Below are 21,932 nucleotides of genomic sequence, written 5' to 3'. Positions count from 1 at the left end.
GCTCAGTCCTCCTGCTTCTTCAACAGGAGCACGCTGAGCAGCGTCAGCACGCCGATGGCCGCCAGCAGCGGCAGGTAGTAGAGCCACAGGTCGCTCAGGCCCAGGGCCTTGGAGAAGGTGCCGCGGCTGATGATCAGGAAGTGCGAGGTCGGGTAGAGCCTGCCGATCAGCGCCGCTGCGCCCTCCAGCGAGGACACCGGGTGGATCAGCCCGGCGAACTGGATGGCCGGGATCATGGTGGCGATGGCGGTGCCGAACACCGCGGCGATCTGGCTCTTCATGAAGGTCGACAGCAGCAGGCCGAGGCCGGTGCTGGTGATCACGTACAGCAGCGCGCCGAGGCTCAGGGCCAGCAGGCTGCCCTTGAGCGGCACACGGAACAGCAGCACCGCCATGGCCAGCATCAGCACGAAGTTGACCATGCCCATGCCGATGTAGGGCAACTGCTTGCCGAGCAGGAACTCCAGGCGCGTCACCGGGGTGACGTAGAGGTTGGTGATCGAGCCCAGCTCCTTCTCGCGCACCACGCCCAGGGCGGTGAGCATCGCCGGGATCATGATCAGCAGCAGCGGGATCACCGCCGGGACCATGGCCTTGAGGCTCTCCACGTCGGGGTTGTAGCGGTAGCGCACCTCGGTGCTGGCCGCCGCGCTGGCCTCGGCGTTGCCGCTCTGCCGGGCCAGCTCGGCCAGGTAGCTGCCGTGCAGGCCCTGCACGTAGCCCTGCACGGTGTTGGCGCGGGTGGGCATGGCGCCGTCGATCCACACGCCGATGGCCGGGTCGTCGCCGCGCTTGAGGTCGCGGCCGAAGTGCGGCGGGATCTCCAGCGCCAGGCTCAGCTCGCCGCTGCGCAGGCGCCGGTCGAGGTCGTCGGGGTCGCGGATCGCCGGGTGCTCGACGAAGTAGCGCGAGCCGGCGATGTTCAGCGCGTAGGCTTGGCTGGTGGTGGTCTGGTCGCGGTCGAGCACGGCGTAGGACAGGTCCTCGACGTCCATGTTGATGCCGTAGCCGATGATGAACATCAGCAGCGCCGTGCCCAGCAGCGCCAGGGTCAGGCGGATGGGGTCGCGGCGCAGTTCCATGGATTCGCGCCGCGCATAGCTGAACAGCCGCAGCGGGCTGAAACGCTGGCGCTGCGGCTTGTGCGGCGCCTGTTCGTCGACGGTGCTGGCCGGCGCCTGCGGCTCGGGCGGCGGCGCGGCGCTGCCGGCGGCCTCCTCCAGGTAGGCGATGAAGGTCGCCTCCAGGGTCGGCAGGCCGCGCTTGTCGATCAGGCCCTGCGGGGTGTCGCTGTCCAGCACCTTGCCGGCGTGCATCAGCGAGATGCGGTCGCAGCGCTGGGCCTCGTTCATGAAGTGGGTGGAGATGAAGATGGTCACCCCGTCGCGCCGCGACAGCTCGACCATCAACTGCCAGAAGCCGTCGCGGGCCACCGGGTCGACGCCCGAGGTGGGCTCGTCGAGGATGAGGATTTCCGGCTTGTGGATTACCGCCACGGCCAGCGACAGGCGCTGGCGGATGCCCAGCGGCAGGCTGTCGGGCAGCTCGTCGCGGACCTTGCCGAGGTCGAAGCGGGCGAGCATCTCCTCCACCCGCGGGCCTATCTGCTCGCTCGGCAGGTGGAACAGCTTGGCGTGCAGTTCCAGGTTCTGCAGCACCGTCAGCTCGGCATACAGCGAGAAGGCCTGGGACATGTAGCCCACCCGGCGGCGGGTGGCCATGTCCTTGGCGTTCACCGGCTGGCCGAACAGCGCGCAGCTACCCTCGCTGGCCGGCAGCAGGCCGGTGAGCATCTTCATGGTGGTGGACTTGCCGCAGCCGTTGGAGCCGAGGAAGCCGAAGATTTCCCCGCGCTCGATGCGGAAGCTGACGTGGTCCACCGCGACGAAGTCGCCGAAGCGGCAGGTCAGCCCCTCGGCCTCGATGGCGATCTGCGGCGCGCCCTCGCTGTGCTGGCGCGGCGGGATCACCAGCTCGTGGTGGCCGGCGCGCTTGCGCTCGGGCAACAGCGCGACGAAGGCCGCCTCCAGGCTTTGCGTGGCGGTGTGCTCGCGCAGCTCGGCCGGGGTGCCGGTGGCCAGCACCTTGCCCTCGTCCATCGCCACCAGGGTGTCGAAGCGCTCGGCCTCCTCCATGTAGGCGGTGGCCACCAGCACACTCATGCCCTGGCGGCCGGCGCGGATGCGCCCGATCAGTTCCCAGAACTGGTTGCGCGACAGCGGGTCGACGCCGGTGGTGGGCTCGTCGAGGATCAGCAGGTCGGGGTCGTGGATCAGCGCGCAGCACAGCCCGAGCTTCTGCTTCATGCCGCCGGAGAGCTTGCCCGCCGGGCGTTCGGCGAAGGGCGCAAGGCCGGTGCTGTGCAGCAGGTCGGCGATGCGCCGCTCGCGCTCGGCCTTGTCGTGGCCGAACAGGCGGCCGAAGAAGTCGACGTTCTCGAACACCGAGAGCGTCGGGTAGAGGTTCTTGCCCAGGCCCTGGGGCATGTAGGCGATGCGCGGGCACACCGCGCGGCGGTGGCGGGCGTCGCGCATGTCGCCGCCGAGCACGTGCACCTGGCCGTCCTGCAGCTTGCGCGCGCCGGCGATCAGCGCCAGCAGGCTGGACTTGCCGACGCCGTCCGGGCCGATCAGGCCGACCATGCGGTTGGCCGGGATGTCCAGGCTCACGTCGTCCACCGCGCGGGTCTGCCCGTAGCGCAGCGACACGCCGGCCAGGCTGGCCACCGCGGCGAGCGGGGCGCTCATTGCGGAACCTTGATCTGCAGGTTGTCCGGCCATTGCGCCTCAGGGTCCAGGCGCAGGTAGGCCATGCCGGGCACGCCGGTCTTCACGTAGGTGATGTATTTCTCCAGCAGCGCCGGGTCCAGGCGCGCCTTGACGCGGAACATCAGCTTCTCGCGCTCGTTGGCGGTTTCCACGGTCTTGGGCGTGAACTGGGCGACGCTGGCGACGTAGGAGACCTTGGCCGGGATCACGTACTGCGGCACCGCGTCGATCACCAGGTGCACCTCCTGGCCGAGGGCCACGCGGCCAGCCTGGGCCGAGGGCAGGAAGAAGGTCATGTAGACGTCGGTCAGGTCGACCATGTTGAGCAGCTTTCCGCCGGCGGCCAGCACCTCGCCGGGCTGCGCCACGCGGTACTGCACACGGCCGTCGCGGGGAGCGCGCAGCAGGCTGTCGTCGATGTCGGCCTGCAGCCGGGCGACGCTGGCGGTGGCCGCCTCGATGGCCGATTGCGCCTCGATCACCTGGGAACGCCCGGCCTCGATGGCGGCCTGGGCCGAGATCACCTGGGAGCGCGCGGCGGACAGCGCGGCCTGGGCGCTCTGCAGCACGGCGCGGTCGTCGTCCAATTGCTGTTGCGGCAGGGCGTTGCGCCTGACCAGTTGTTCGGTGCGGGTGAAACGCTTCTGCGCGGCGGTGAGTTCGGCTTGGCGCTGGGCCACCACCGCCTCGGCGGTGCTCTTCTCGCTGTTGCGCTGGGTCACCACGGATTCGGCGGTGAGCTTGGCGTTCTGCGCCCGGCGCACCTCGGCCTGGGCCTGGGCCAATTGCGCTTCCAGCACCTGGGTGTCCATGCGCGCGACCACTTCGCCGGTCTTGACGAAGTCGCCCTCGTCCACCTTGATCTCGGCCACGCGGCCGGGCAGCTTGGTGGCTACGTCCACCTCGGTGGCCTCGATGCGCCCGTTGCCGCTGGCGAAGCCTTCGCCCAGGCCGTTGGGCTTGAGCGTCTGCCAGGCCAGCGCGGCGACCACGGCGCAGGCCGCGAGCACGCCGCCACGGAACAGCCAGCGTTTCGAATTTCCCTTCATCGTACCCCCTGGTCAACGCTCATCTGAGCGATCTTGTAGGGATCTTCAGCGAAGGGAGGGGAAAAGGCCTTGATACAGGTCAGAGCCGCCCGAAAAGGCCTGAAGAGCGGGCGAAAACGCGCGAAACCTGTGTCTTGTCAGGGCTGCACGATCAGGTTGTTGAACAGCAGATCGTCCACCAGCGGCTTCCCTTCCTCTTCTTTGAGGACCGTCTGTACCTGCTTGAGCGCCTCCTGGCGCAGTTTCTCCTTGGCCTCGACGCTGCCGAGGCTCTCGTCGGTCTGCTGGGCGAACAGCATGATCAGCTGGTTGCGGATCAGCGGCTCGTGGTGCTCGACCTTCTCCTCGGCCTCCTTGCCGGTGACCTTCAGGGCGATATCGGCCTTGTAGTACTTCAGTTTCGGGCCGCTGCCGTAGTTGCCCACCAGGGCCGGGGTGAGGTCGACGAACAGCGGTTTGTTGGCGTCTTCCGGCTTGGCCTCCTCGGAAGCCATCAGGGGGCTGAGGAACAGGGCCAGCGACAGGGCGATCAGGGCTTTCAAGGCGACTTCTCCATGCACGATGCCGGCAAGCATAGCCATACCGGGCGCGCGGCCCAAGCCCGGCGGTTATGCACGGGCATAAGCCGGGACCATACTGATTTGCCCCCCGCCCCGTCACTCCTACACTGCCGGGCATTACACGAAAGGAGTACCTCCGATGAAAGCCTTGCTGTGCAAAGCCTTCGGCCCCGCCGAAACCCTGGTGCTGGAAGAAGTCGCCAGCCCCGAGCCGAAGAAAAACGAAGTGCTGCTGGACGTCCACGCCGCCGGAGTGAACTTCCCGGACACCCTGATCATCGAGGGCAAGTACCAGTTCAAGCCGCCCTTCCCCTTCGCCCCGGGCGGCGAGGCCGCCGGCGTGGTCGCGGCGGTGGGCGAGAAGGTCAGCCACGTGAAGCCCGGCGACCGCGTCATCGCCCTGACCGGCTGGGGCAGCTTCGCCGAGCAGGTGGCGGTGGGCGCCTACAACGTGCTGCCGATCCCGGCGGGCATGGACTTCACCACCGCCGCCGCCTTCGGCATGACCTACGGCACCTCGATGCACGCGCTGAAGCAGCGCGGCAACCTGCAGCCGGGCGAAACCCTGCTGGTGCTCGGCGCCTCCGGCGGCGTGGGCCTGGCGGCGGTGGAAATCGGCAAGGCCATGGGCGCGAAAGTGATAGCCGCGGCCAGCAGCGACGCCAAGCTGGAAGTGGCCAAGGCCGCCGGCGCGGATGTGCTGGTCAACTACAGCGAAGGCAGCCTGAAGGACAAGCTCAAGGAAATCACCGGCGGCCAGGGCGTGGACGTGATCTACGACCCGGTGGGCGGCGAGCTGTTCGAGGAAGCCTTCCGCAGCATCGCCTGGAACGGCCGCCTGCTGGTGGTGGGCTTCGCCAGCGGCACCATCCCGTCGCTGCCGGCCAATCTGCCGCTGCTCAAGGGCGCCTCGCTGGTGGGCGTGTTCTGGGGCGCCTTCGCCCAGCGCCAGCCGCAGGACAATGCGGCGAACTTCCAGCAGTTGTTCCAGTGGTTTGCCGAGGGCAAGTTGAAGCCGCTGGTTTCGCAGACTTATCCGTTGGAGAAGGCTGGGGATGCCATCAACCATCTCGGGCAGCGGCGGGCTGTTGGGAAGGTGGTGGTGCAGGTGCGTTGAGGGTGTTCGGCCTGATGTAGCGGTGTGGGGGATGGGCCTCGTTCCCTCTCCCTAACCCTCTCCCTGAAGGGAGAGGGGACCGTTCGATGTGAAGTGTGATTTCGGCGCTCGCCGGCTACGCCGGTGTTGCCGGATGGCACGAAAACCACCAGCGGCACGGATAGCCCCCTCTCCCTTCAGGGAGAGGGCTGGGGAGAGGGTTGCGGAGTCCATCCAATACACCGAGCTCACCGGCGAGCACTGTTCGCGAGCAAGAACTAGGCGTCCCCCTCGCTCCTACGAAAAGCCGTTATCCGCCGTCGGCGCCAACGGCGGATAACCGCGAACGGTTATCCGCCCTACGTTCAGGCGTACAACTGCTTGAAGCGCTCGCGCAGCTGGTTCTTCTGCACCTTGCCCATCACGTTGCGCGGCAGCGCGTCCACGAACACCACCCGCTTGGGCTGTTTGTAGCGCGCCAGGTGACCGTCCAGGCCGGCCAGGATGTCCGCTTCGCTCGGCGCCTCGCCGGGCTTGGCCACCACCACCGCCGTCACGCCTTCGCCGAAGTCGCGGTGCGGCACGCCGATCACCGCCGATTCGGCCACGCCCGGCAGGGTGTCGATGAGTTGTTCCAGTTCCTTCGGGTACACGTTGTAGCCGCCGCTGATGATCATGTCCTTGCTGCGGCCGACGATCTGCACGTAGCCCTTGTCGTCGATGAAGCCGATGTCGCCGGTCATGAAGAAGCCGTCACTACGCAGTTCCTCGGCAGTCTTCTCGGGCATCCTCCAGTAGCCGCGGAACACGTTGGGGCCACGCACTTCGATCATCCCCGGCTCGCCCTGCGGCAGCAGCTTCGCCTCTTTCTCGCCCGGGTCGGTGATGCGCAGTTCCACGCCCGGCAGCGGGAAGCCGACGGTGCCGGCGATGCGTTCGCCATTCAGCGGGTTGGAGGTGTTCATGCCGGTCTCGGTCATGCCGTAGCGCTCCAGGATCGCCACCCCGGTGCGTTCGCGGAAGGCCTTGTGCGTCTCGGCGGTGAGCGGTGCGGAGCCGGAGACGAACAGGCGCATGTGCGCCACCGCTTCGCGGATCAGCCCCGGCTGGTCGAGCAGGCGGGTGTAGAAGGTCGGCACGCCCATCAGCAGGTTCACCCGGGGCAGCAGGCGCAGCACTTCGGCGGCGTCGAACTTGTCCACGTACAGCAGCGAGCCGCCGGCCATCAGCAGGCTGTTGATGGCCACGAACAGGCCGTGGATGTGGAAGATCGGCAGCGCGTGCAGCAGCCAGTCGTCCGCCGTGATGGCCCACGCCTGGACCAACGCGCGGGCGTTGGAGACCAGGTTGCCGTGGCTGATCATTGCGCCCTTGGAACGCCCGGTGGTGCCGGAGGTGTAGAGGATGGCGGCGAGGTCGTCGGCGCTGCGTTCGATGTCCAGGAAGCGCCCCGGCTTGCCTTCCACATGGGGCATCAGGCTGCCTTCGCAGCGCTGGCCCAGGCTCGCCACGCGGGCCACGCCGCATTGCTGCGCCAGTGCCCTGGCCTGTTCCTCGAAGGCCGGGGTGCAGACGAACAGCGAAGGCTCGGCGTCGCCGAGGAAGTAGCTCAGCTCGTCGCTGGTGTAGCCGCTGTTCAGCGGCAGGTAGACCGCGCCGGCGCGCAGGGTGCCGAGGTAGAGCATGACCGCCTCGGGGCTCTTGTCCACCTGCACGGCGACGCGGTCGCCCGGCTGCACGCCGAGCTCCACCAGGGCGTGGGCGAACTGCGCGCTGCTGCGCAGCATCTCGGCGTAGCTGTAGCCGCCGCCGTCCGGGGTGCGGAGGAAGGGTTTGTTCAGGTCTTCGGGCAGGTGCTCGCCGACGGCGGCGAAAAGGCTCTGGTTCATGGCGGTTCCTAGCGGCGTGGCTTGGCCGGTGGGGGGAGATGTCGCTTGACCTCGTTGGCGGCGATCACCGTGCCCTGGTTGGCGTAGGCTTCGTGGTTTTTCTCGATCTGACGCAATTCGTAGCGGTAGTTGACCATCAGCCCGGCGGCCTGGCGCAGGCCGCCGGCGGAGAGGTCGCCGCGCCAGTTCAGGCGTTCCAGGCGGGCGCCGTTGCCCAGGTGGAAGCGCGCCACCGGGTCCAGCGGCTGGCCCTGGGCGTTCTTCGCTTGCAGGAAGTACTCGGCGGCCAGCGCCAGCAGCGGCTGTTCCAGGCGCGGGGGCGGCGGCGCGTCGGGCCTGAGCGCCTTCAGGCATTCGGCGACCTCGGGGCGCTCGGCCTGGCTGTCGAGCCAGCGGCGCAAGCCGGGCACCGGCGAGAGGGTGACGTACTGCTTGAGGCCCGGCACTTCGCGGGCCAGTTCCTCCACCACCTGCTTGATCAGGAAGTTGCCGAAGGAGATGCCGCGCAGGCCCTCCTGGCAGTTGCTGATGGAATAGAACACCGCGGTGTCCGGCGCTTCTGCGGCCTCGCCGGATTGTTCGAGGATTTCCGCGATGGCGGCGGGCATCTGGCGGGTCAGCGCCACCTCGACGAAGATCAGCGGCTCCTCCGGCAAGGCCGGGTGGAAGAACGCGAAGCAGCGGCGGTCGGCCGGTTGCAGGCGGCTGCGCAGGTCGTCCCAGTCCTTGATGGCGTGCACCGCCTCGTAGCGGATGATCTTTTCCAGGATCGCCGCCGGCGTCGACCAGTCGATGCGCCGCAGCACCAGGAAACCACGGTTGAACCAGGAGGCCAGCAGGTGCTGCAGGTCGTGGTCCACCGCCGCCAGTTGCGGCCGCGCCTTGAGCTCCTGCAGCAGCCGGCGGCGCATGGCGATCAGCTCGGCGGTGCCGCCGGGGGCCTGGTTGAGGCGGCGGAACAGTTCCTGGCGCGGCGGCTCGCAGGCCTCGAAGAGCGCGGTGACCTGCTCGGCGCCGGGGTTCTCCAGGTAGCGCCGGCAGGCTTCGGCCAGGGCTTCGCGGGGCGGCGCGAAGTCGTCCAGCAGGTTGTCGAAGAAGGCTTTCTGCTGCTCCGCCGGGCAGTCGCGATAGGCGCACAGCACCTGGCGCGCCAGGGCCACGCCGGAAGCCTCGCCGTGGCCGGAGAGCAGCCGGCGGCTGGCCTCCACCAGCGAGGCGGCGCTGATCGGCGCTGGCTCGCGGGATTCCAGCAGCTGGCGGCCGCGTTCGCTGATGCTCTGCAGCAGTTCCTGGAAGAAGCTGACGTTCATCGAACCTCCTTCTTCGGCGCGCCTCACTGCGCCAGCAGCGGCGGCGGGCAGCGCCGGTACCATTGGGTGGCCTGCTCGTAGGCATGGGCCAGTTGCAGCACGGCCATGTCGGCCTGGTGCCGGCCGATGATCTGCAGGCCCATGGGCAGGCCCTGTTCATTGAAGCCTACCGGCACGTTGGCGACAGGGCAGCCGGACAGGGTGGCGGGGATCACCACTTCCATCCAGCGGTGGTAGGTGTCCATGGCGCGGCCGGCGACTTCCTTCGGCCAATGCAGGTTCTTGTCGAAGGGGAACACCTGGGCGCTGGGCAGCAGCAGGTAGTCGTAGCGCTCGAACAGGCGCTGGATGGCGCGGTACCAGTCGCTGCGCGCCACCGTGGCCTGGTACACGTCCATGGCCGACAGGCGCAGGCCGTTCTCCACTTCCCAGTGTGCCTCCGGCTTGAGCAGTTCGCGCTTGGCCGGGTCGGCATAGGCCGCGCCCAGGGAACCGGCGACGAACCAGTGGCGCAGGGTGCGCCAGCAGTCCCACAAGCGTTCGGCGGAAAAACCCAGTTCGCAGGATTCGACCTCGCAGCCGATGGCCTGGAAGTCGGCGAACGCGCGCTGGCACAGCTCCAGCACGCCGCGCTCCATGGCCAGGTGGCCGCCGAGGTCGCCCAGCCAGCCCAGGCGCGCGCCCTTGAAGTCACGCTCCAGCGGGCCGGCGAAGGCCTTGCCGGATTCGGCGATGGACAGCGGCGCGCGGGCATCGCTGCCGGCCTGCACCGACAGCAGCAGGGCCACGTCGCGCACGCTGCGGCCCATGGGGCCTTCGTAGCCGAGCTGGTCGAAGAACAGGTCGGCGGCGTCGTCGAAGGGCACGCGGCCCTGGGACGGGCGGAAGCCGACGATGTTGTTGAAGGCCGCCGGGTTGCGCAGCGAGCCCATCATGTCGCTGCCGTCGGCCACCGGCACCAGTTGCAGGGCCAGGGCCGCCGCGGCGCCGCCGCTGCTGCCGCCGGCGGTGCGGCTGGGGTCGTAGGCGCAGCCGGTGGCGCCGAACAGCGGGTTGTAGCTCTGCGAGCCGAGGCCGAATTCCGGGGTGTTGCTCTTGCCGATGAGGATGGCGCCGGCGGCGCGGATGCGCTCGACCATGATGCCGTCGCGCTCGGGCAGGTAGTCGCGGTACAGCGGCGAACCCAGGGTGGTGCGGATGCCCTTGGTCAGCGACAGGTCCTTGATGGCGTGGGGCAGGCCGTGCATCCAGCCGCGGTATTCGCCGCGGGCCAGCTCGGCGTCGCGCTGGTCGGCCTGGGCCAGCAGCGCCTCGGCCGGTTGCAGGCTGACCAGGGCGTTGACCGCCGGGTTGAAGCGCTCGATGTGCGCCAGGTAGTCGCCCATCACCTCGCGGCAGGAGACCTGGCGCAGGCGGATGAGCTGCGCCAGCTCATGGGCCTGAAGCTGGACGAGGGGGCTGATATTCGGGTTCTGGCTCATGTGACGCGGCCTTTCTCTGGGTTCCCGCGTTCGCGGGAATGACGGAACGATGTTTGTGCAGATGCGACTTTTGGCGGGGTGAGCGAAGCCACGGCGCCTCGCGGCGCCCTGCCCCACCCCGTCACCCCCGCGAACGCGGGGGGCCAGCGCCTTAGATCAGCGCATCAGGTTGGTCCACAGGCGGTCGGCCAGGCGGATGGCGCCTTCGCCGCAGGTCTTGCTGAAGACCACCTTGGTGCCCTCGGGGATGTGCAGCTCCGGCGCATCCTTCAGGCTCGGGTCGAGGAAGGCGTCGGTGCCCTTGATCGGGCTCTGGTGCTTGAGGAAGTTCTGGGTGATCGCCGAGTTCTCCGGCTGGCTCATGAAGGCGATGAACTGGCGGGCGGCGTCAGGATTCCTGCTGCCCTTGGGGATCACCAGGTTGTCCACCCAGGCCATCACGCCTTCCTTCGGGTAGAGGTACTTCAGGCTCGGCTTCATCTCCCGGGCGCGCAGCGACGAGCCGCCCCAGAACAGCGACATGGAGGTCTCGCCGGAAGCGAGGTTCTCGCGCACCGAGCCGGCCTTGGAGCTGTACGTCTTGACGAAGGGCTTCTGCGCCTTGAGCAGGTTCAGCACCTGCTGCACCTGTTTCGGGTCCTCGCTGCACAGCGGCACGCCCAGGTACAGGCTGGCGGTGTCCATCACCTCGTTGACCGAGTCGAGCATGTTGATCTTGCCCTGCAGCTCCTGCGGCGGCTGGAACAGCAGCGAGTAGCTGTCGGCCGGGCCCTTGTAGGTGGCGGTGTCGTAGACCACGCTGGTGGTGCCCCAGATGAAGGGCACCGAGTAGCCGCCTTCCGGGTCCCAGGTGGGCTTGCGCAGGTTGTCCTCGATGTTCGCGTAGTACGGCTGCTTGATCGGGTCGAAGCGCTCCAGCAGGTTCTCGTGGACCAGGATGGGCACGAACTGGTGCGAGGGGATGGCCACGTCGTAACCGCTGCCGCCCTGCTTGAGCTTGGCCAGCAGGGTCTCGTTGGAATCGTAGGAATCCACCGTAACCTTGATGCCGGTCTGCTTCTCGAACTTCTCCAGGATCTGCGGCGAGAAGTAGCCGCTCCAGCTGATGACGTTGACCTGTCCGGCGGCGTGGGCCGCGCCGGCCAGGCTCAGCGACAGGGTGGCGGCGATGACTGCGATCGACTTGCTCATGTTGACTCCCGGTTGTGGCGTGGCGCTCAGGCTTTGGCTTTGCCGAGCAGGAAGGAAAGGCTGACGAAGAACACGGAAACCCCGAGGATCAGCGTCGACACCGCGTTGACGTCGGGCGTGACGCCCATCCGCAGCAGGCCGAAGATGAAGATCGGCAAGGTGGTGGTGCCGGCCTGGGAGACCATCATCGAGATCACGAAGTTATCCAGCGAGACGATGAAGGCCAGCATCAGCCCGGAGAAGATCCCCGGCATCAGCAGCGGCAGGGTGACCTTGCGGAAGGTCCGCCAGGGCCCGGCGTAGAGGTCGGCGGCGGCCTGTTCCAGGGACAGGTCCATGTCCTCCAGGCGGGCGCGGATCGGCAGGTAGGCGAAGGGGATGCAGAACACCGTGTGGGCGATGATCAGGTTGCCATAGCCCAGCGACACGCCGAGGCTGGAGAACAGCGCCAGGGTAGCCACGCCGACGACGATCTCCGGCAGCACCAGCGGCAGCATGATGGCGCCCATGGACAGGCGCATACCCTTGAACCTGGCCCCGCGCGAGGTGCCCAGCGCGGCCAGGGTGGCGATGGCGGTGGCGATCATGCTGGCGCACACGGCGATCAGCAGGCTGTTGCCGGCCGCGCTGCGCAGCGCCTGGTTGGCGAAGGCGGCGCGGTACCAGTCGAGGCTGAAGCCGGTCCACACGGTGGCGGACTGGTTGGCGTTGAACGAGTAGACCACCAGCACCACGATGGGCGCGTACAGGTAGAGGTAGAACAGCAGGCTGAAGCCGCCGAAGCCGGGGAAGTCCTGCACGCCGAGACGGCGCTTGCGCAACAGACTCGGCATCACACACCTCCCCGGGCCACGCGCAGGCGCTCGGCGCGCATCGCGTAGAAGGTCAGGGCGAGCATCACCGCCGCCATCAGCACCAGCGACAGGGCGGCGCCGAAGGGCCAGTTACGGGCATCGGCGAACTGCCGGAAGATCAGGTTGCCGAGCATCATCTTGGTGCCGCCGCCGAGCAGCTCGGGAGCGATCATCGCGCCCAGGCAGGGCACGAAGGTGAGGATGGCGCCGGCCAGGATGCCCGGCCGGGCGATCGGCAGCACCACCTTGCGCAGGGTGCGCAGGCGCCCGGCGTAGAGGTCCTGGGCGGCTTCCAGCAGACGCATGTCCATCTTCTCCAGGGTCGAGTAGATCGGCAGCACCACGAAGGGCGCGTAGGTGTAGACCAGGCCCAGCAGCACCGCGCCGTCGTTGTAGAGCAGCGGCAGCGGCTGGTGGATCAGGCCCAGGCCCATGAGGCCGTTGTTGATCGCCCCGGTGCCGCGCAGCAGCAGGATCCAGGCGTAGGTGCGGATCAGCAGGTTGGCCCAGAACGGCACGGTGATCAGGAAGATCAGCAGGCCGCGCCGCCGCGCCGGCTGCATGGCCAGCCAGACCGCCACCGGGAAGCCCACCAGCAGGGTGATCACGGTGGTGGCCGTGGCGATGCCCAGCGAGCGCAGGGCGATGATCAGGTAGGAGTCGGCGAAGGCCAGGCTGTCGTCCAGCTGGCGTTCGAACAGCAGCGAGACGTAGGCGTCGCTGCTGAACACGTGGTTGACGCCGCCATAGGGGTTGGCCTGCATCAGCGAGTAGGCGGCGACGATGAGGATCGGCACCACCAGGAACAGGCCGATCGCCAGCAGCGCCGGCGACACGCCGAGCAGGCCAGCCAGGGCCCGGCGCCGCTCCAGGGCGTTGCCGGGGCGTACGGTGAGAGTGGTCATGGCGGGTTCCTCAGTCCAGCAGCACGCTGGCGCTGTCGCGGTCGAACTGCAGGCCCAGGCGCTCGCCGGCGGCGAAACGCTGGCTCTGCCCGGCGCTGTTGGGCGTGCGCACGCGCAGGCGGGTGCCATCGGCCAGTTGCACCTGGTACTGCAGGTCGGTGCCCAGGTAGACCTGTTCGGCCAGGGTGCAGGGCGTGGCGTCCGCGGTGTCAGCACCGACCAGACGCAGGCGCTCGGGGCGGATCGAGAGGGTCACCTCGGCGCCTTCGCGCAGGCCCTCGCGGCCCACCGCGCGCAGCGTCTGGCCGCCGGGGATGCGGAACAGCGCCTGCTCGCCGGCCAACTCGGCGACCTGCGCCGGGAGGAAGTTGGTCTCGCCGATGAAGTCGGCGACGAAGCGGTTGCGCGGCTGTTCGTAGATGTCCGTCGGCCGGCCGACCTGCTGCACCTCGCCATTGGCCAGCACGGCGATGCGGTCGGACATGGTCAGGGCTTCTTCCTGGTCGTGGGTGACGAAGATGAAGGTGATCCCGGTCTTGGCCTGGATCGTCTTGAGTTCTTCGCGCATGGCCTGGCGCAGCTTCAGGTCCAGGGCCGAGAGCGGCTCGTCGAGCAGCAGCACCTTGGGGTGCGGGGCCAGCGCGCGGGCCAGGGCCACGCGTTGCTGCTGGCCGCCGGAAAGCTGCGTCGGGCGGCGCTCGGCGAAGCGTTCCATCTGCACCAGGGCGAGCATCTCGCGCACCCGCTCGGCGACGGCCACCTTGCCCAGGCGCTGGCCCATGGGGTGCGACTCCAGGCCGAAGGCCAGGTTCTGCGCGATGGTCATGTGCGGGAACAGCGCGTAATGCTGGAACACGGTGTTGACCGGGCGATCGTAGGGCGCGCGGTCGGCGATGTTCTCGCCGTAGAGGAGGATTTCCCCGGCGGTGGGGAACTCGAAGCCGGCGATCATCCGCAGCAGGGTGGTCTTGCCGCAGCCGGAGGGGCCGAGCAGGGTGAAGAATTCGTTGTCGCGGATGTCCAGGTCGACGCTCTTCAGCGCCACCGGGCCGCTGTCGGGGTCGCCGTAGACCTTGCGCACCGAACGGATGGAGACGGCGGCCGTCTGCAGGCTGTGCAGGGCACTCATGGATGTACCTCCGGTTCCCTCCCCCGCTGGCGCGGTGCGCGCGGAGGCTTGTATTTGTTGTGGCAGGAATGGGGAAAGCGCTGCAGCGTGTGCCGGTGACCGGCTGGTTTTGTGGTGAGGCTGCTGGGGCCGAGTGTGGCCAGATTGCGGTTGAGCAAAAAGCTCAATTTTCTTACATTCGATATTAAATAATTTAACAACGCACGAGGCCCACCCTCATGTCACTCCCCCGCTTGCCGCCGCTCAACGCCGTGCGCGCCTTCGAAGCGGCCGCGCGCCTGGGCAGCTACGTCGCCGCCTCCAGGGCGCTGCATGTCACCCAGCCGGCCATCGGCCGCCACGTGCGCCTGCTGGAGGACTGGCTGGGCGTGCAGCTGCTGGAGCGCACGCCGCGCGGGGTCAGCCTGACGCCAGCCGGGCAGCGCTACTACGCGAAGATATCCACAGCCCTGCAGCAGATCGCCGAGGCCAGCCTCGAACTGGTGCCCGGCGGCTCGGCGCGCTGGCTGAAGATCCTGGTGGTGCCGGCCTTCGCCAAGCGCTGGCTGATGCCGCACCTGGAAACCCTGCGCCAGCAGCGCCCGGGGCTGAAGGTGGCGATCGAGCCGAACCCGACCTTCACCGAGGTGGACGGCAACAGCGCCGACCTGGGCATCGCCTACGGCATGCCCGGCCAGTACCCGCAGAGCCAGGCCACGCTACTGCACCCGCAGGTATTCCCAGTGTGCTCGCCGGCCTACCTGGCGGCCCACGGCCCGCTGGACAGCGCCGAGGAGCTGGTGCGCCACGATCTGATCCACGTCCACGACGGCGAATGGTGGAACGCCTGGTTCGCCGCCAACCAGCTGGACATCCGCGTCAGCCCCGACGTGCTCTACGTCAGCAACGACCACGCGCTGTCCATGGCCGAAGCCGGCGCCGGCATCGCCCTGGCCAACGACGTGCTGGTGCGCAAGGAGCTGGAATCCGGCGCGCTGGTGCGGCCGCTGCCTAACCAGGTGCGCCTGGAGAGCTACCAGCTGCTGATCCCGCCGGGACCGAGCAGCGCCGATATCGAGTGGTTCGGCGATTGGCTGGCGCAAACCCTTGCCGCGGAATTTCCTTCGGCGTTGCCGTAGGTTGGATTAAGCGAAACGATACCGGAGCAACCGTCTTGCCGACTGCGCCGGGGCGCTCTTCGTAGGATGGGTTGAGCCTGCGAAACCCATGCTGCCGTGGCGATGGGTATCGCTTCGCTCAACGCCATCCTACGACGGTATTTCCCTGAAGGCCGCCCCGAGGTGTTTTTGTAGGAGCGGAGCTTCTCCGCGATAGCCATAACCACCGGCGCGATTCGCGGATGAGATCCTACGGGTTGCCCCAGCACCGTGCCCCCTGTAGGAGCGCGCCCTGCGCGCGAATCGCGGGCAGGGCCCGCTTGCCTTAATCCCGTGGCGCGTAGGCGAAGACGTCGGCGCGCATCTGGTGGGCGTCCATGCCGGCGGCCACCAGGGCGTCGAGGGTGGCGTAGACCATCGCCGGCGAGCCGCTGGCGTAGACGGTCAGGCTGCCCAGGTCGGGGAAATCCTCGCACACCGCCTCGTGCAACAGGCCGCAGCGGCCCTGCCAGCCGCACAGGTCGCTGACCACCTTGTGCAGGTGCAGGTTGGCCAGGCCCTTCCATTCGTCCCAGTGCGGCAGCGCGTAGAAGTCCTCGGGCCGGCGCACGCCCCAGTACAGGTGCACCGGGTGGGCGAAGCCCTGGGCGCGGCAGTGCTCGATCAGGCTGTGCATCTGCGCCATGCCGGTGCCGGCGGCGATCAGCACCAGCGGGCCTTCGGGCAGTTCGGCCAGGTGAGCATCGCCGAAGGGCATCTGCACGCGGGCGATGCGCTCGCGCTGCAGTTGCCCGAGCAATTCGATGGCGCTGTTCTCCCGCGCCAGGATGTGCAGCTCCAGGTCGCGGCCCTCGTGGGGCGCCGAGGCCAGGGAGAAGGCCGAGTGGTTGCCGTCCTCGCGCTCGATCAGCAGGTATTGCCCGGCGTGGTAGCGCGGCGGCTTGCCGGCCGGGGCGCGCAGGCGCACGCGCCAGACGTCGCCGCCCACCGCTTCGCACAGCGTCAGTTGGCAGGCCAGCTTGCGCAGCGGCAGCTCGCCCGGGGCGAGCACGCCGTCCCAGTGCAGCACGCAGTCTTCCAGGGGCTCGGCCAGGCAGGTGAAGAGTTCGCCATGGTCGCGCACCTCGCCGTCCTGGCGCACGCTGCCTTCCACCAGCAGCGCGGCGCAGACGTGGCAGTTGCCGTTGCGGCAGCTCTGCGGGCAGTCGTAGCCCAGGCGCCGCGCGCCGTCGAGGATGCGTTCGCCCGGACGCAGTTCGAGCTGGGCGCCGGAGGGTTGCAAGGTCACTCTCAAATGATCGATCTCTTTTTTCTATAGCTTGGAGAGCTGGAAGCTGGAAGCCAGAAGCTGGAAGTAAAAACCGCTTCTAGCTTCCAGCTTCCAGCTTCCAGCTTCCAGCTCAATCTATCCCCAGACTGGCCCAGATTTCGTCGACGCGACGGCTCACCGCCTCGTCCTTGACGATGGCGCGGCCCCATTCGCGGCTGGTCTCGCCGGGCCACTTGTGGGTGGCGTCCAGGCCCATCTTCGAGCCCAGGCCGGAGATCGGCGAGGCGAAGTCGAGGTAGTCGATCGGCGTGTTGTCGATCATCACCGTGTCGCGCTTGGGGTCCATGCGCGTGGTTATCGCCCAGATCACGTCGTTCCAGTCCCGCGCGTTGATGTCATCGTCCGTGACTATGACGAACTTGGTGTACATGAACTGTCGCAGGAACGACCACACACCCAGCATGACGCGCTTGGCGTGGCCGGGGTACTGCTTCTTCATGGTCACCACCGCCATGCGGTACGAGCAGCCTTCGGGCGGCAGGTAGAAGTCGGTGATCTCCGGGAACTGCTTCTGCAGGATGGGCACGAAGACTTCGTTCAGCGCCACCCCGAGGATCGCCGGCTCGTCCGGCGGGCGGCCGGTGTAGGTGCTGTGGTAGATCGGCTTCTGGCGGCGGGTGATGCGCTCGACGGTGAACACCGGGAAGCGGTCCACCTCGTTGTAGTAGCCGGTGTGGTCGCCGTAGGGGCCTTCGTCGGCCATCTCGCCGGGGTGGATCACCCCTTCCAGGACGATCTCGGCGCTGGCCGGCACCTGCAGGTCGCTGCCGATGCACTTCACCAGTTCGGTGCGGTGGCCGCGCAGCAGCCCGGCGAAGGCGTATTCGGAGAGGGTGTCGGGCACCGGCGTCACGGCGCCGAGGATGGTCGCCGGGTCCGCGCCCAGGGCCACGGCCACCGGGTAGGGCTGGTCCGGGTGTTTCTGGCACCACTCGCGGTAGTCCAGGGCGCCGCCGCGGTGGCTGAGCCAGCGCATGATGACCTTGTTGCGGCCGATCACCTGCTGGCGGTAGATGCCGAGGTTCTGCCGTTCCTTGTTCGGCCCGCGGGTGACGGTCAGGCCCCAGGTGATCAGCGGCGCAACGTCGCCGGGCCAGCAGGTCTGCACCGGCAGCCTGCCCAGGTCGACCGCCTCGCCTTCCTCGATGACTTCCTGGCAGGGCGCGTCCTTGAGCACCTTGGGCGCCATGCTGATGACCTTCCTGAAGATCGGCAGCTTGCTCCAGGCGTCCTTCAGGCCCTTGGGCGGCTCCGGCTCCTTGAGGAAGGCCAGCAGCTTGCCGATCTCGCGCAGTTCGGAGACGTCCTCGGCGCCCATGCCCAGGGCCACGCGCTCGGGGGTGCCGAACAGGTTGCCGAGCACGGGCACGTCGAAGCCGGTGGGTTTCTCGAACAGCAGGGCCGGGCCCTTGGCCCGCAGGGTGCGGTCGCACACCTCGGTCATTTCCAGCACCGGGGACACCGGCACCTGGATGCGCTTGAGCTGGCCGCGCTGCTCCAGGGCGGCGATGAACTCGCGCAGGTCGCGATACTGCATGGAAGTCTCGATGGCGTAGGCGAAGATGCGACAGTTTAGCCTTTAACACCACTTCGCAGAAACACGAAGGCCGGGTTTCCCCGGCCTCGTGGCTTGCAGCGATCAACCAGCGGCGCTTACTTGCTGCGCTTCATCGAGTCGAAGAACTCGTCGTTGGTCTTGGTCTGCTTGAGCTTGTCCAGCAGGAACTCGACGGCGGCGATCTCGTCCATCGGGTGCAGGATCTTGCGCAGGATCCACATGCGCTGCAGCTCTTCCTCGCCGGTCAGCAACTCTTCGCGGCGGGTGCCCGAGCGGTTGATGTTGATCGCCGGGAACACGCGCTTCTCGGAGATGCGACGGTCGAGGATGAGTTCCGAGTTGCCGGTACCCTTGAATTCCTCGTAGATCACCTCGTCCATCTTCGAGCCGGTCTCGATCAGCGCGGTGGCGAGGATGGTCAGCGAACCGCCTTCCTCGATGTTGCGCGCGGCGCCGAAGAAGCGCTTGGGCTTCTCCAGGGCGTGGGCGTCGACACCACCGGTGAGCACCTTGCCGGAGCTGGGGATCACGGTATTGTAGGCACGCGCCAGGCGGGTGATGGAGTCGAGCAGGATGATCACGTCCTTCTTGTGCTCGACCAGGCGCTTGGCCTTCTCGATCACCATCTCGGCGACCTGCACGTGGCGGGTCGGCGGTTCGTCGAAGGTGGAGGCGACCACTTCGCCGCGCACGGTGCGCTGCATCTCGGTCACTTCTTCCGGGCGCTCGTCGATCAGCAGGACGATCAGGTGGCACTCGGGATTGTTGCGGGCGATGTTGGCCGCGATGTTCTGCAGCATGATGGTCTTGCCCGCTTTCGGCGGTGCGACGATCAGGCCGCGCTGGCCCTTGCCGATCGGCGAGCAGAGGTCGATCACCCGGCCGGTGAGGTCCTCGGTGGAGCCGTTGCCGGCTTCCATGGTCAGGCGCTTGGTCGGGAACAGCGGGGTCAGGTTCTCGAACAGGATCTTGTTCTTCGCGTTCTCCGGACGATCGAAGTTGATCGAGTCGACCTTGAGCAGGGCGAAGTAGCGCTCACCTTCCTTCGGCGGGCGAATCTTGCCGACGATGGTGTCCCCGGTGCGCAGGTTGAAGCGGCGGATCTGGCTGGGCGAGACGTAGATGTCGTCCGGGCCGGCCAGGTACGAGGAGTCGGCGGAGCGCAGGAAGCCGAAGCCGTCCTGGAGAATCTCCAGCACGCCGTCACCGGAGATTTCCTCGCCGCTCTTCGCGTGCTTCTTCAGCAGCGCGAAGATGATGTCCTGCTTGCGCGAACGGGCCATGTTTTCCAGGCCCATGGCATCGGACATTTCCAGCAATTCGGTAATCGGCTTTTGCTTGAGTTCGGTCAGATTCATAAGAAGGAGGTGTTAGATAGATATGAGGAAAGGGGAAACAAGCATGTGAGCTCGTTAATGCCGTGCCGCAGAGTGACGACAGGATCGCTTGGAAATTCGAATAGGAAGTGCGTCGGCGACGGCTTGCAGGGGACAACGTAAAACAACGTTGCAGGCCCGAATGTAACACCCGCGCCAAGGGGCGTCTAGGGGACGGAATGAAAAAAGCCCCGCGTCGTGCGGGGCTTTTCCGGGGGCTGTCTCGATTCAGATGTTGCTGTCGAGGAAGGCCGCCAGTTGCGACTTGGACAGGGCGCCGACCTTGGTGGCCTCGACGTTGCCGCCCTTGAACAGCATCAGCGTCGGGATACCGCGCACGCCGTATTTCGGCGGGGTTTCCTGGTTCTCGTCGATGTTCAGCTTGCAGACTTTCAGCTTGCCCTGATAGTCCTTGGCGATCTCGTCCAGTACCGGCGCGATCATCTTGCACGGACCGCACCACTCGGCCCAGTAGTCCACCAGCACAGGACCATCGGCCTTCAGCACGTCCTGCTCGAAGCTGGCATCGGTAACGCTGACGATATGTTCGCTCATGAAATCTCTCCGTGGGAATCGGATGCGAAAAAAAGTGGGCCCATCATAGCCCGCCTTGGCCGCCTTCCGAAAGGCGCAGGCGATTGAGTGTCGCTATCGCCGGCCCCGGCGAAACCGATCGACGGCCCGGCGTTCGTTGGCACCGAAGGGCTATCGTGGCAGGATGGCGGGGTTAACAAACGGACCTTCGCACCATGCCCCATACCCCCGCCAAGACCTTCCCGCTGATCGCCGCCCTGGACCTGGGTTCCAACAGCTTCCACATGGTCTTGGCCAAGGCCGATCATGGCGAGATCCGCATCCTCGAGCGGCTCGGCGAGAAGGTCCAGCTGGCCGCCGGCATCGGCGAGGACCGCCTGCTCAACGAAGAAGCCATGCAGCGCGGCCTGGACTGCCTGCGGCGCTTCGCCCAGCTGATCAACGGCATGCCGCCGGGCTCGGTGCGGGTGGTCGGCACCAACGCCCTGCGCGAGGCGCGCAACCGCAACGAATTCACCCGCCGCGCCGAGGAAATCCTCGGCCATCCGGTGGAAGTCATCTCCGGCCGCGAGGAAGCGCGCCTGATCTACCTGGGCGTCTCGCACACCCTGCCGGACACCACCGGGCGCCGCCTGGTGGCCGACATCGGCGGCGGCAGCACCGAGTTCATCATCGGCCAGCGCTTCGAGTCGCAGCTGCGCGAGAGCCTGCAGATGGGCTGCGTCAGCTACACCCAGCGCTACTTCAAGGACGGCAAGATCACCCCGGCCCGCTACGCCCAGGCCTACACCTCGGCGCGCCTGGAGCTGATGGGCATCGAGAACAGCCTGCGCCGCCTGGGCTGGGACGAGGCCCTGGGCGCCTCCGGCACCATCCGCGCGGTGTGCCTGGCGATCCAGGCCGGCGGCCACGGCAACGGCGAGATCAACCCCGACGGCCTGGCCTGGCTCAAGCGCAAGGTGCTGAAACTGGGCGACGTGGACAAGCTCGACCTGGACGGCATCAAGCCGGACCGCCGGCCGATCTTCCCGGCCGGCCTGGCCATCGTCGAAGCGCTGTTCGACGCGCTGGAACTCAAGCAGATGCAGCACTCCGAAGGCGCCCTGCGCGAAGGCGTGCTCTACGACCTGCTCGGCCGTCATCACCATGAAGACGTGCGCGAGCGCACCATCAGCGCGCTGATCGAGCGCTACCACGTCGACCTCGACCAGGCCGCCCGCGTCGAGGCCAAGGCCCTCCAGGCGCTGGAGCAGGTGGCCGAGCCCTGGAGCCTGCAGGACGACTGGCACCGCGAGCTGCTCGGCTGGGCCGCGCGCACCCACGAGCTGGGCCTGGACATCGCCCACTACCACTACCACAAGCACGGCGCCTACCTGATCGAGCACTCGGACCTGGCCGGCTTCTCCCGCGAGGACCAGCAGGTGCTGGCCCTGCTGGTGCGCGGCCACCGCCGCAACATCCCGGCGGACCGCTTCGCCGAGCTGGGCCCTGAGGGCGACAAGCTGATCCGCCTGTGCATCGTGCTGCGCTTCGCCATCCTCTTCCACCACATCCGCGGTACCCAGGAAATGCCGGACGTCACCCTCAAGGTGGGTTCGAAGAGCCTGGAAGTGCGCTTCCCCAAGGGCTGGCTGGAAGCCAACCCGCTGACCCAGGCCGACTTCGAACAGGAAGCCGGCTGGCTGCAGCGCGTGGGGTACCAGTTGAGCGTGAGCTGAGGGAGCCGACTGCGCCGAGGCGCTCTTCGTAGGATGGGTTGAGCCTGCGAAACCCATGCGGTGCTGGTGATGGGTATCGCTTCGCTC

16 protein-coding genes and 3 pseudogenes are annotated in these 21,932 nt (G+C 67.6%); 4 read left to right on the top strand and 15 right to left on the bottom strand.

The features are described from left to right. Positions 1 to 2: 2 nt before the first annotated feature. The 3 genes from rbbA to PcP3B5_RS02245 all read right to left on the bottom strand — a co-directional run bounded on the left by rbbA (position 3) and on the right by PcP3B5_RS02245 (position 4,359). Entirely contained in the window at positions 3 to 2,747 is a 2,745-nt protein-coding gene (gene rbbA, locus PcP3B5_RS02255; RefSeq protein ID WP_061560484.1) for a ribosome-associated ATPase/putative transporter RbbA, read from the bottom strand. Beyond that, positions 2,744 to 3,817, bottom strand: coding sequence for an HlyD family secretion protein (locus tag PcP3B5_RS02250; RefSeq protein ID WP_061560483.1), 1,074 nt, complete (start codon positions 3,815 to 3,817; stop codon positions 2,744 to 2,746). The genes rbbA and PcP3B5_RS02250 overlap by 4 nt, the downstream gene beginning before the upstream one ends. A 137-nt stretch (positions 3,818 to 3,954) precedes the next feature. Beyond that, positions 3,955 to 4,359 (bottom strand): flagellar basal body-associated protein FliL, encoded by a 405-nt coding sequence (locus PcP3B5_RS02245; protein WP_009615084.1) that lies wholly within the window; start codon positions 4,357 to 4,359, stop codon positions 3,955 to 3,957. Between the two features lie 157 nt (positions 4,360 to 4,516). Between PcP3B5_RS02245 and PcP3B5_RS02240 the strand changes: the two genes are divergently transcribed. Continuing rightward, complete coding sequence (locus PcP3B5_RS02240) at positions 4,517 to 5,494, top strand: NADPH:quinone oxidoreductase family protein (RefSeq protein ID WP_058487733.1); 978 nt, start codon at positions 4,517 to 4,519, stop codon at positions 5,492 to 5,494. Positions 5,495 to 5,838: 344 nt separating this feature from the next. Here PcP3B5_RS02240 and PcP3B5_RS02235 read toward each other — a convergent pair whose 3' ends face one another. From PcP3B5_RS02235 to PcP3B5_RS02205, 7 genes are all read right to left on the bottom strand, one after another. Then, positions 5,839 to 7,362, bottom strand: coding sequence for a malonate--CoA ligase (locus PcP3B5_RS02235; RefSeq protein ID WP_061560482.1), 1,524 nt, complete (start codon positions 7,360 to 7,362; stop codon positions 5,839 to 5,841). A gap of 8 nt (positions 7,363 to 7,370) precedes the next feature. Further along, complete coding sequence (locus PcP3B5_RS02230) at positions 7,371 to 8,672, bottom strand: malonyl-CoA decarboxylase (protein ID WP_061560481.1); 1,302 nt, start codon at positions 8,670 to 8,672, stop codon at positions 7,371 to 7,373. 23 nt (positions 8,673 to 8,695) lie between these two features. Further along, positions 8,696 to 10,153 (bottom strand): amidase, encoded by a 1,458-nt coding sequence (locus tag PcP3B5_RS02225; RefSeq protein WP_061560480.1) that lies wholly within the window; start codon positions 10,151 to 10,153, stop codon positions 8,696 to 8,698. Between the two features lie 156 nt (positions 10,154 to 10,309). After that, positions 10,310 to 11,344 (bottom strand): ABC transporter substrate-binding protein, encoded by a 1,035-nt coding sequence (locus PcP3B5_RS02220; protein ID WP_061560479.1) that lies wholly within the window; start codon positions 11,342 to 11,344, stop codon positions 10,310 to 10,312. Between the two features lie 26 nt (positions 11,345 to 11,370). Then, positions 11,371 to 12,177 carry an ABC transporter permease gene (locus tag PcP3B5_RS02215; RefSeq protein WP_009615076.1) on the bottom strand — a complete coding sequence of 269 codons (807 nt, stop codon included), beginning with the start codon at positions 12,175 to 12,177 and terminating at the stop codon, positions 11,371 to 11,373. Further along, positions 12,177 to 13,103 (bottom strand): ABC transporter permease, encoded by a 927-nt coding sequence (locus tag PcP3B5_RS02210; RefSeq protein WP_061560478.1) that lies wholly within the window; start codon positions 13,101 to 13,103, stop codon positions 12,177 to 12,179. Before PcP3B5_RS02210 ends, PcP3B5_RS02215 begins: the two co-directional genes overlap by 1 nt. Positions 13,104 to 13,113: 10 nt before the next feature. After that, positions 13,114 to 14,232 carry an ABC transporter ATP-binding protein gene (locus tag PcP3B5_RS02205; RefSeq protein WP_061560477.1) on the bottom strand — a complete coding sequence of 373 codons (1,119 nt, stop codon included), beginning with the start codon at positions 14,230 to 14,232 and terminating at the stop codon, positions 13,114 to 13,116. A gap of 218 nt (positions 14,233 to 14,450) precedes the next feature. On the opposite strand from PcP3B5_RS02205, the gene PcP3B5_RS02200 reads away from it, so the two are divergent. Continuing rightward, on the top strand, positions 14,451 to 15,350 hold the full coding sequence (locus tag PcP3B5_RS02200) for a LysR substrate-binding domain-containing protein (RefSeq protein ID WP_009615073.1): 900 nt from the start codon (positions 14,451 to 14,453) through the stop codon (positions 15,348 to 15,350). 304 nt (positions 15,351 to 15,654) lie between these two features. Here PcP3B5_RS02200 and PcP3B5_RS32710 read toward each other — a convergent pair. After that, positions 15,655 to 15,975 (bottom strand): annotated as a pseudogene (locus tag PcP3B5_RS32710) (CDP-6-deoxy-delta-3,4-glucoseen reductase); the annotation flags it as partial. Between PcP3B5_RS32710 and PcP3B5_RS32705 the strand changes: the two are divergent. Next, positions 15,865 to 16,125: pseudogene (locus PcP3B5_RS32705) on the top strand (hypothetical protein); the annotation flags it as partial. The pseudogenes PcP3B5_RS32710 and PcP3B5_RS32705 overlap by 111 nt on opposite strands. A 348-nt stretch (positions 16,126 to 16,473) precedes the next feature. On the opposite strand, the pseudogene PcP3B5_RS32700 reads toward PcP3B5_RS32705, so the two are convergent. The 4 genes and pseudogenes from PcP3B5_RS32700 to trxA all read right to left on the bottom strand — a co-directional run. Next, positions 16,474 to 16,617: pseudogene (locus PcP3B5_RS32700) on the bottom strand (2Fe-2S iron-sulfur cluster-binding protein); the annotation flags it as partial. A gap of 112 nt (positions 16,618 to 16,729) precedes the next feature. Further along, positions 16,730 to 18,196, bottom strand: coding sequence for a 4-hydroxy-3-polyprenylbenzoate decarboxylase (gene ubiD, locus PcP3B5_RS02190; RefSeq protein ID WP_058072629.1), 1,467 nt, complete (start codon positions 18,194 to 18,196; stop codon positions 16,730 to 16,732). Positions 18,197 to 18,312: 116 nt separating this feature from the next. Continuing rightward, positions 18,313 to 19,575 carry a transcription termination factor Rho gene (rho, locus tag PcP3B5_RS02185; RefSeq protein WP_009615070.1) on the bottom strand — a complete coding sequence of 421 codons (1,263 nt, stop codon included), beginning with the start codon at positions 19,573 to 19,575 and terminating at the stop codon, positions 18,313 to 18,315. Between the two features lie 246 nt (positions 19,576 to 19,821). After that, positions 19,822 to 20,148, bottom strand: a complete 327-nt coding sequence (trxA, locus tag PcP3B5_RS02180) for a thioredoxin TrxA (RefSeq protein ID WP_009615069.1) — start codon at positions 20,146 to 20,148, stop codon at positions 19,822 to 19,824. Between the two features lie 194 nt (positions 20,149 to 20,342). Here trxA and ppx point away from each other — a divergent pair, with 194 nt between their 5' ends. Beyond that, entirely contained in the window at positions 20,343 to 21,845 is a 1,503-nt protein-coding gene (ppx, locus tag PcP3B5_RS02175) for an exopolyphosphatase (protein WP_009615068.1), read from the top strand. Positions 21,846 to 21,932 lie beyond the last annotated feature (87 nt).

Source organism: Pseudomonas citronellolis, from assembly GCF_001586155.1.
In the GTDB taxonomy this organism is placed as follows: domain Bacteria; phylum Pseudomonadota; class Gammaproteobacteria; order Pseudomonadales; family Pseudomonadaceae; genus Pseudomonas; species Pseudomonas citronellolis.
This window is presented reverse-complemented; position numbering and strand designations above follow the sequence as displayed.